Origin of the sequence: Pseudoclavibacter soli DSM 23366, from assembly GCF_000423505.1 — a bacterium.
Lineage (GTDB): Bacteria > Actinomycetota > Actinomycetes > Actinomycetales > Microbacteriaceae > Pseudoclavibacter_A > Pseudoclavibacter_A soli.
This window is the reverse complement of record NZ_AUIC01000005.1, coordinates 1-9935: the sequence shown is the minus strand read 5'-3', so window position 1 is coordinate 9935 and position 9935 is coordinate 1. Positions and strand designations below refer to the sequence as shown.

At 64.3% G+C, this 9935-nt stretch carries 8 protein-coding genes; 5 read left to right on the top strand and 3 right to left on the bottom strand.

Features of this window, described 5'->3' with window-relative positions:
• Positions 1 to 70: 70 nt before the first annotated feature.
• The 3 genes from G557_RS13295 to G557_RS0105085 all read right to left on the bottom strand — a co-directional run bounded on the left by G557_RS13295 (position 71) and on the right by G557_RS0105085 (position 5056).
• A complete protein-coding gene (locus G557_RS13295) occupies positions 71 to 1240 on the bottom strand; it encodes a PP2C family protein-serine/threonine phosphatase (protein ID WP_051224673.1) in 1170 nt (389 codons plus the stop codon).
• A gap of 85 nt (positions 1241 to 1325) precedes the next feature.
• Positions 1326 to 3323, bottom strand: a complete 1998-nt coding sequence (locus G557_RS11835) for an ABC transporter ATP-binding protein (protein WP_051224670.1) — start codon at positions 3321 to 3323, stop codon at positions 1326 to 1328.
• On the bottom strand, positions 3323 to 5056 hold the full coding sequence (locus tag G557_RS0105085) for an ABC transporter ATP-binding protein (RefSeq protein WP_028245203.1): 1734 nt from the start codon (positions 5054 to 5056) through the stop codon (positions 3323 to 3325). Before G557_RS0105085 ends, G557_RS11835 begins: the two co-directional genes overlap by 1 nt.
• A 255-nt stretch (positions 5057 to 5311) precedes the next feature.
• Between G557_RS0105085 and G557_RS0105080 the strand changes: the two genes are divergently transcribed.
• The 5 genes from G557_RS0105080 to G557_RS11830 all read left to right on the top strand — a co-directional run.
• On the top strand, positions 5312 to 5854 hold the full coding sequence (locus G557_RS0105080) for a hypothetical protein (protein ID WP_028245202.1): 543 nt from the start codon (positions 5312 to 5314) through the stop codon (positions 5852 to 5854).
• Entirely contained in the window at positions 5854 to 6054 is a 201-nt protein-coding gene (locus G557_RS0105075; protein WP_028245201.1) for a hypothetical protein, read from the top strand. Before G557_RS0105080 ends, G557_RS0105075 begins: the two co-directional genes overlap by 1 nt.
• 69 nt (positions 6055 to 6123) lie before the next feature.
• Positions 6124 to 6669, top strand: coding sequence for a hypothetical protein (locus G557_RS0105070; RefSeq protein WP_028245200.1), 546 nt, complete (start codon positions 6124 to 6126; stop codon positions 6667 to 6669).
• A complete protein-coding gene (locus G557_RS0105065) occupies positions 6669 to 6968 on the top strand; it encodes a hypothetical protein (RefSeq protein ID WP_028245199.1) in 300 nt (99 codons plus the stop codon). The genes G557_RS0105070 and G557_RS0105065 overlap by 1 nt, the downstream gene beginning before the upstream one ends.
• Before the next feature lie 99 nt (positions 6969 to 7067).
• On the top strand, positions 7068 to 9935 hold a 2868-nt coding region (locus G557_RS11830; RefSeq protein WP_036961446.1), incomplete at its 3' end, for a hypothetical protein.

The window sequence follows — 9935 nt, the reverse complement described above, 5'->3', positions numbered from 1 at the left end:
CGTGTCAGGCCTGTGACTTCTCTGGAGATCTGCCGTCTCGTCACGTCGACTCACGCCCCCGCGGAACGCCTCAGCGCACCGGCACGGTGTCGGCATCGAGATCGCCGTCGGCAGGCCGCACGAGCACCGTCTCGGCATCGAGATCCGAATCGTCGGCGGCGACCTCGGTCGAGGGGTGCACCCGCCGCACCACGATGGTCTGATCGTCGAGGTCGTCGAGGTCTTCAGCAGTCTCGTCGGCGGCGTCTCGGCGCACCAGCACGGTGTCATGCTCGTCGACGAACACGGTGTCGTCGGCGTGTGCAGGGGCGGGCGCCGAGGCCAGCACCGTGTCGTGCTCAGCTCCCGCGCCGCGCTCGATCGACGAGATCGAGACGGTGTCGGAATCGGTCAGCTCGAAGCGACGCTGCGAACGCGGCACGAATTCGGTGCTGCCCCGATCAGCCGCATGCGCCACGACCGCGCCGGCCGAGCCGATGCTCTCGGAGACCGCCTCGACCTCGTCGACGGCCCCGCCCGAGACCACGTCGAGCACGATCACGGTGACGTTGTCGCGCCCGCCCGCGTCGAGTGCACGCGCGACGAGCCCGGCGGCGGTCGTGCCGGGGGTGCCGCCCATCACCAGCGAGGCCCGCAGCGCCTCGGCGTTCACCAGACCGTGCAGGCCGTCCGAGCAGATCAGCAGACGCTCGGCATTGACCACCGGGGCGAGGAAGAAGTCGGGTGCGGAGTCGTCGGCGCCCATGGCCCGTGTGATCTCGTTGCCGCGATCCGTCTGCGCGGCCTGCTCGGGCGTCATCACACCCGAGTCGATCCACTCCTGCACGAGCGAGTGATCGCGGGTCCACTGCACGAGCGAGCCGTCGCGCGAGCGGTAGACCCGAGAGTCTCCCACGTTGAACACCAGCCACTGCGAGCGGCCGTCGACCTCCACCGCCGCGACACCGGTGACGGTGGAACCCGAGCCGTGCGGCCGCGAGTGCGAGAGCTCGGCCACGCGTCGATGCGCCTCGGCGAGCGCCTGGGCGACCCGCTCGGGCGTGGTGAGTGCCGCATCCGGCGTGACCAGTGTGCGCAGCTGCTCGACCACGATGGCGCTGGCGACCTCGCCGGAGTCGTGCCCGCCCATGCCGTCGGCCACCGCGAACACGGGGAACTCGGCGATGCCGCTGTCTTCGTTGAGCCTGCGCTTGAGCCCCACATCGGTCACCAGCGCGGCGTTCACGTGCAGGTCGGGCATGAGACTCCTCTGATTCGGCTCGCACTCCAGCATATTCGCCGCGCACGAGTCTGCACGTCGTGCCGCGTGGCGAGGCGAGGCCCGATCAGCCGGCGGCACCCTCGAACTGGCTCATGTAGAGCTGGTGGTAGGCGCCCCGCGCGGCGAGCAGCTCGGCATGCGACCCCTGCTCGACGATGCGCCCGTGCTCCATGACCAGAATGGTGTCGGCATCGCGAATGGTCGACAGCCGGTGCGCGATCACGAACGAGGTGCGATCGGCGCGCAGCGCCGCCATGGCGTGCTGCACCAGCAGTTCGGTGCGGGTGTCGACCGCCGAGGTGGCCTCGTCGAGGATGAGCAGACTGGGCCGGGCCAAAAAGGCCCGCGCGATGGTGATCAACTGGCGCTCGCCGGCCGAGATGCTGCCGCCATCCTCGTCGATGACCGTGTCGTACCCCTCGGGCAGCTGCCGCACGAAGCGGTCGACGAACGTGGCCCGAGCTGCGGCCACCACCTCTTCGTCGGTGGCGTCGAGCCGCCCGTAGCGGATGTTGTCGCGGATCGTGCCCGTGAACAGCCAGGTGTCTTGCAGCACCATGCCGGTGTGCCCGCGCAGATCGCTCCGGCTCAGCTCGGTGATGTTGATGCCGTCGAGCAGGATGCGCCCGCCGGTCAGCTCGTAGAACCGCATGATGAGATTCACCAGGGTGGTCTTGCCCGCGCCGGTGGGGCCGACGATGGCGACCGTCTCACCGGGGCGCGCCTCGAACGAGAGGTGCTCGATCAAGGGATCGTCGGTGTAGCTGAAGCTCACATCCTCGAAGGTGACCCGCCCCCTGGGCGAGGCGGGCAGCTCGGCGCTCACATGGTCGGGCTGCTGCTCGTCGGCGTCGAGCAGCTCGAAGGTGCGCTCGGCCGAGGCGATGCCCGACTGCAGCATGTTGGCCATGCCGGCCATCTGCGACAGGGGCTGGGTGAACTCGCGGGAGTACTGGATGAACGCCGTTGCGTCGCCCAGCGTCATGGAGCCGGTGGCCACCTTGAGGCCGCCGAGCACGGCGATGCCCACATATGAGAGGTACGACACGAACTGCATGACCGGCATCATCATGCCCGAGACGAACTGCGCGCCCGCGCTCGCCTCGTAGAGCCGCTCGTTCGAGCCCCTGAAGCCGGCCGCCATCTCGTCGCGACGGCCGAAGACGGTGACCAGGTCATGCCCCGAGAACGACTCCTCGATGGTGCCGTTGAGCGCCCCGGTCTCCTTCCACTGCGCCGCGAACAGCCGCTGCGAGCGCACCCCGATCACGCCGGTGACGACGGCGACGACGGGCAGCGCGAGCAGGGCGACCAGCGCCAGCTGCCACGACACCACGAACATCATCACGGTGATGCCGACCACGGTGAGCGCCGACTGCACGAGCTGCGCGAAGGCCTGCTGCAGCGCGTTCTGGATGTTGTCGACGTCGTTGGTCACCCGCGAGAGCAGGTCACCGCGCTTGCGGGTGTCGAAGTACCCCAGCGGCAGGGCGTTGAGCTTGGCCTCGACCCGATCGCGCAGATCGCGCACCGCGCGCATCACGAGTCGGTTGATCACCCAGCCCTGCGCCCACATGAAGAACGACGAGATCACGTACATGCCCAGCACGATCAGGATGATGGTGCCGAGCCGGGTGAAGTCGATGCCGACCCCGGGCACCACGTCGATGCCCGCGAGCATGTCGGCCATCTGGTTCTCACCCTGCGCGCGCAGGCCCTCGACGAACTGGTCCTTCGAGACGCCGGCCGGCAGCTGGCCGCCGATCACGCCGTTGAAGATCACGTCCATGGCCTGACCGAGCACCTTCGGCGCCCAGACGTTCAGCACCACCGATGCGCTGACCAGCGCGAGCACCAGCACCATGCCCCATTTGAAGGGGGCGAGCAGGCCGAACAGACGCTTCGCGGCCGGCCAGAAGTGTTCGGCCTTCTTGGTCACCGCGCTGTCGCCGAACATGTCGGCGGGTGGCGGGGTGCTCGGCTCGTCGTCTTCGTCATCAGCTGGATGCGCGAGCGGCTTGGTGCGCTCCTCGGCCGTGGGCTGTGGGTCGCGTTCGCTCATCACGCCTCCTCCTGCGCGGAGATCTGCGAGGCGACGATCTGCTGGTAGGTCTCGTTGGCGGCCAGCAGCTCGTCGTGCGTGCCCTGGCCGACGATGTGGCCGTCGTCGAGCACGATGATCTGGTCGGCGCCCATCACCGTCGAGATGCGCTGGGCGACGATGATGGCCGTGGCGTCGGCGAGCTCGGGGGCGAGCGCCTTGCGCAGGCGTGCGTCGGTGGCGACGTCGAGCGCCGAGAACGAGTCGTCGAACAGGTAGATGTCTGGCCTTGCCACGAGTGTGCGCGCGATGCACAGGCGCTGGCGTTGGCCACCCGAGACGTTCGTGCCGCCCTGCGAGACACGGCGCTCGAGGCCCTCGGGCTGCTCGCGCACGAAATCGGCCGCCTGCGCGACTGTCAGGGCGTGCCACAGTTCGTCGTCGGTGGCGTCTTCGCGGCCGAAGCGCAGGTTGCTGGCGATGGTGCCCGAGAACAGGTATGGCCGTTGCGTGACCAGGCTGACTCGTTCGGCGAGCTGTGCACGGGCGAGGTCGGCCACCGGCACCCCGTCGACGAGCACCTCGCCGCCGCTGGCCTGCATCAGGCGCGGGATGAGGCCCAGCAGGGTGGTCTTTCCCGACCCCGTCGAGCCGACAATCGCCGTGGTCTGGCCCGGCACCGCGCGAAACGAGATGCCCGAGAGCACGGGGCGTTCGGCACCCGGGTAGCGGAACTCCACGTCACGGAACTCGACGACTCCGGTGCGCGGCACCTCGCGCACGGTTTCGGGCTCGGCCTGCTCGGGGTCGACGCGCAGCACCTCGTCGACGCGCTCGGCGCACACGATGGCGCGGGGCACCATCATGGCCATGAAGGTGCCCATCATCACGGCCATCAGGATCTGCAGCAGGTACTGCAGGAACGCGGTGAGCGAACCGACCTGCATGACCCCCGCATCCACCCGCTGGCCGCCGAACCAGAGCACGGCCGCCGTGGCCAGGTGCAGCACCATGCCGATCACCGGGAACATGAGCACGAACAGCTGCCCCACGCGGATCGAGACGTCGGTGAGCCGCCTGTTCGCCTCGGCGAAGCGCCTGGTCTCATGCGGCTCGCGCACGAATGCCCGCACCACGCGGATGCCGATGATCTGCTCGCGCAGCACGCCGTTGATGCCGTCGATGCGCTCCTGCACCGTGCGGAACAGCGGCATGAGCCTCGCGACCAGGAAGCCCACGATGACCAGCAGCAGCGGCACCGACGTCCACACCAACCACGAGAGGCCCACGTCTTCGCGCAGGGCCATCACGATGCCGCCGATGCACATGATCGGCGTCGAGACCATGAAGTTGAGGGTCATCAACGCGAGCATCTGCACCTGCTGAATGTCGTTGGTGCCGCGGGTGATCAGCGTCGGAGAGCCGAACAGTCGCACCTGCTGCTCGCTCATGGCGGTGACCGTGTCGAACAGGTCGCGGCGCAGGTCGCGGCCGATCGCCATGGCCGTGCGGGCACCGAACCAGATGGCGGCGACCGCGGTGACCACCTGCACGAGGCAGACGAGCAGCATCCGGCCGCCGAGGCCCCAGATCAGGGCGGTGTCGCCGGTGCTGACGCCGTCGTCGATGATCTCGGCGTTGAGGCTCGGCAGATACAGCGCGGCCATGGTCGAGATCAGCTGCAGCGCGAAGACCGCGACGATCCACGCCCAATAACGGCGGGAGTATCGCAGGAGCACGCGCAGCAGAGTCATGAGCTTCTCTCTGGGCGGGATTCGGGGGAGCCGCCGGAGCATCGATTCTGACAGAGCGCGTGCGCCGGCTCAAGCACGCTCCGCCTGTCGATCAGCAGATGTTCCTCGGGCGGCCCCGGGCGCGCGGCAACCCGCGCGAGTCGGACTCACCGACGACTCTGAGGAGCAGACACCGGGTGACTACGATGGCGAATGATTTCTGCTCACCGAGCAGAACACTACGCAGCACCGTTGAGGGGGAAGGGTTCACCGCGCATGTTCCACAACTACGAGGTGCCGGATCGGAAAGACCCACGGCGCACATCCGAAGGGTTTCGCACGATTGATCTCGGACGGGATGCGGAAGTGATCTTCTGGACCAGCCTCCAACGCGACATCGACGAACCGGACGAGACGGTCAGCGAGTTGCGCTGGGGCGACTGGCGCATCCCCTTCGACCAAAGGCTCGAGCCAAGTTTGGACCCTGAGACCGGGCTTTTCACCTATTTCCTCGGATTCGCCCGCTTCGGCACCACCCGGAGACGCTCCGCTCTGAAAATCGATGGCAACAAACTGCCACTGCCCCCGCTCAAGAAGGTTTCCGATGCGGTGTTCGCCTCCCCAGAGCAGGAGCGTCAGGCCCGGCTGCTCGCCATCGAAGGAACCCTGATGCGCAGCAGCAGTCTTCTCGGCCTATCCCAACCACAAAATCGCATACCCTTCGTATTCATCGAAGAAGACGGCACCCGCTACAGGCTCACCGACTTCGGCACCCCCACCGAAGCCGACTACCACGAAGGCCGAGGACAGGAGATCTGATGACGACATCAAACAGTTCTCTTACCCTTGACGAGGCGACCACCCTTCTCGAAGACCTCAAAACACAGTTCGACCAATCTGAGATCACCAACGCTGAACTGCGAGGTGCAGTGTACGGTCTGGTCGCACCCCAATCCCCACAGACTGGGCAGCGGATGGTCGACTCGACTAGTGAGTTCCCCGTACAGGAACAGCGCTGATTGGCCTGTGTTTGGGATATGATTCTGCTGTCACCATGCAGTGCTGTTGAGGGGAAAGAGCCACCACACATGTTCCATAATTATGACATCCCGGATCGGGTGCAGAGTGCACGCACACCCGGAGGCTTCCGTACTGTCGATCTCAACCGGGATGCGGAAGTGATCTTCTGGACGAGCCTGCAACGCGACATCGACGAACCAGACGAGACGGTCAGTGAATTGCGCTGGGGTGATTGGCGCATCCCCTTCGACCTTCTGGAGGAAGACCATATAGACCAGGACCCTGACACTGGGCATTTTGCCTATGTCCTCAGATTCGCCCGCTTCGGCACAACGAGAGATCATCCAGCCTTGGAAATCGACGGCAGACGCGCTTCACCGCCTCTCAAGGAGGTTCCCGACGCAGTGTTCACCTCACCGGGCCAGGAGCGTCAGGCCCGGCTGCTCGCCATCGAAGGAACCCTGATGCGACGCAGCAGTCTTCTCGGCCTATCCCAACCGCAAAATCGCATACCCTTCGTTTTCATCGAAGAAGACGGCACCCGTCACATGCTCACCGACTTCGGCACCCCCACCGAAGCCGACTACCACGAAGGCCGAGGGCAGGAGATCTGATGACGACATCAAACGGTTCTCTTACTCTTGACGAGGCGAACGCTCTCTTCAAAGATCTCAAAACACGGTTCGACCAATCTGAGATCACCAGCGCTGAACTGCGAGGTGCGGTGTACGACCTGGTCGCCTCGATATCTACAGACCAGGTCGATGGTTATACCTTGCAGAGTGGGTACACCACCGTGCTGTACTCCGGGGCCGGTGGCACGAATACTCTCGCGAAAGAACTGGCCGAGACCAACAAAGGGAATGTGGCTATCATTGACAACAGTGTTGTCGGGAAGTTCCTCAACGACTAACGCAAGGCCCTGACGGATATTCTCAGGGATTCGTTTACGAGGGATCTTCAGCAGGCAAACGGAGATGCGCCGCTTACTCTAGATCAAAGAGATCAGGCCATGAAGTCTGCTGAGGATCTCCTTTTCAGCCCCGAGGTTCCTGCTGATGGTGGTGCTGGTGGGAGGCTTGGACTCTGGGCAGCAGCTTCTGAGCGTTTTGTTGAGGGTGTGCAGGGCGATGTGGTGGCATTGACTGCTTCAGCGGATGCGACTCGTGTCTTTGGCACGGTTGAGTTGCCGGCTCTTCTGGAGAATCCGGCGATCACGTCGATCAATGGGTTGACTCTTGACCAGGTCGAGGCGGCTGGAGACAGCCTTGCACGTTTCGAATTGGTGAGCACCGCTGCCGAAGATTACATGCCGCCGGCTACTGCCAATGATGTGAGTAGCCACGCCGCCGGCGAGCAGTACACGGCTGCGCTGAACTCTGAGAAGTTCTCTCCTGACCTGTCGATTCCGGAAAGTATTCGCCATGCTGATGACACGTCGGGCGCGACCAACCCGACTCCCGATCCGGATGTTCAGGCGCCCGGTGAAGGCAATGCTGGGAGCGATACTGATCCTTCGCACCAGACCGATGCTGGGAGCAATTCTTCTTCCGATGCTGAGCAGGTGCGTGAGCACGTGTCCTCCAGTAGCGAGAAGTTCAACAAGATCGCCACGGATCTGGCAGATGACATCGCGAACGTCAACAACGGCGCTGACTCACCGCTGAAGTACATCATCAAGGATGAGAGCGGCCACATCGCCTTGAACACTGGGCACCCGGACCTGCAATGGGTGTCAACCGAGTCGAGTTTCATCCGTGAACACGCGGCGGCCATCCGGGGTTTCGGTGGCGCCTTCGGCGTGATCACGACAGTGGCCGACGCCTACTCATACGCACAGGAGTTCCAGGCCGCGTACCAGCGTGGCGACATCGCGGGCGCCGCCCACGTAGTCAACTCGTTCAGCGGGGAGCAGCTCGGCGGCATCATCGGCGGTGCGGCAGTGACTTCTCTGTTGTTCGCTGGCTTGGCCACGGCCGGCATCGCCGCGACCGGACCCGTCGGGCTCCTCGTCGCCCTGACCGGCGGCCTCATCGGAGGGTACCTTGGAGCTGAGACGATCGGTGCACTGTTCACCGATGCCTTCGACGGAATCTCGTCCCTGTTCCTCGACGGTGACGCTGATGGTGTCCCTGATTGGCTCGACCCGGACGGGGTGTTCTACAATCCGCCCGTCTCGCCTCTCGTGCTCGACCTCGATGGCGATGGACTCGATGTCATCGATCTCGACGATTCGTCCGCGCACTTCGATCTGAACTCGAATGGGCTTGCAGAGGCCACCGCTTGGATCACTCCGGACGACGCATTCCTCGCCCGTGATGTGAACGGCAACGGCAAGATCGACGATCTGGCTGAGCTCTTCGGCGGCCAGACGACCGATGGGTTCACCGCACTGAGTCAATACGATGTCAACGGTGACCGCGTCATTGACAGCAACGACGACATCTATGACGAGCTCAGGCTCTGGCGGGATGCTGATGGCGATGGGGAAACGGATCAGGGAGAGCTCACCACGCTCGCCGACGCCGACATCGAGCGCATCGACCTCGACGCACAGCAGATCAACGAGGATGTCACCGGAAGCACCATCTCGCACAGAAGCACATACGTCACGTCAGACGGCACTGTACATCGGGTCGACGATATCTGGTTCGAGAACAATCAGGCTCTTACTGTCGATCGCTCTGGGCTGTCGGTGGACCCGAACGTGGAGGATCTGCCAGACGTTCGTGGCTATGGCAACGTGAGAGATCTGTGGACGGAACTGTCGACTCGACCCGACCTGCAGGCTTCATTGCGACAGCTCGTACTCGACTCTTCGCATCAGACTGCCGTGCAGACGAGGGAAGCGTTGGAGTCTTTCGTTCTGGACTGGGCCGGGGTTTCCGGTGCCACACCGCAAAGTCGCGGCCCGTATATTGCCGCTGACCATTTGGCGTTCTTGGAGCAGGTCCACGGACAGCCTTTCCGTGCAAGCGGTGGCGGGGCCAATCCCGGTCCGAACGCGGGAGCTCAGCTGGAGAGTCTGTATCAAGAAACCGTCAGCACATTCATTTCGAAGATCGCGGTGCAGCTCCCAGCCTCGGCTGTCGCCCTGACCGGTGACCCCTCAGTCTTCCAATCCGAGGCATATGCCAGTCTCTTCGGTTTCTCATACGATGCGGCAACAGATTCCATTCGTGTCATACCCGAAGTTGTCCTGGTGAGCGCCATCGGAAATGTCTCAGCGGACGATCCGGACTCAATCATTCGAGCGGCATCACTTCTCGACACATGGCATGAATTGGGCTTGGCTACAGCCGAGCACAATCCACTCGTGCAGATTGCGCTGCAGCTGCAGGAACAACGCACTTCTACCTACCAAGTCATCGAGACACTCTCCCTGGTTCCCGCATACGGTGTCGTAACCGGAACGGCGGAGGCAGACCACATCACCGAAACCTCTCATCCGGCTTTTGTCATCGCAAATGCCGACGACGATGTCATTCTCACCTCGGCGAGCGCGGACCATGTGTTCGCGGGTGCTGGCGACGACACGATCACCACGAACGCGGGCGACGACACCATCGACGCCGGAACCGGTGACGACACCATCAACGCGGGTGCTGGCAGTGACACCATCACTGGCGGGGCCGGGGCCGACACGATCGAGGGCGGATACGGGTCCGACCGGTTCCTCTGGGCACGCGGTGACGGCAACGACACGATCAGTGAGAGCTGGAGCAACTCGGCCGACGTCGACCGGCTCGTGCTCTCCGACGTCACTCCCGACCAGGTCTCGATCCGGGCCGGCAAGACCACCAACGGCTTAGTCCTCGTGATCGCCGAGACCACTCCCGGTGCTGGTGACGGGGCCGAGATCACCCTGCCCTACGCCTTG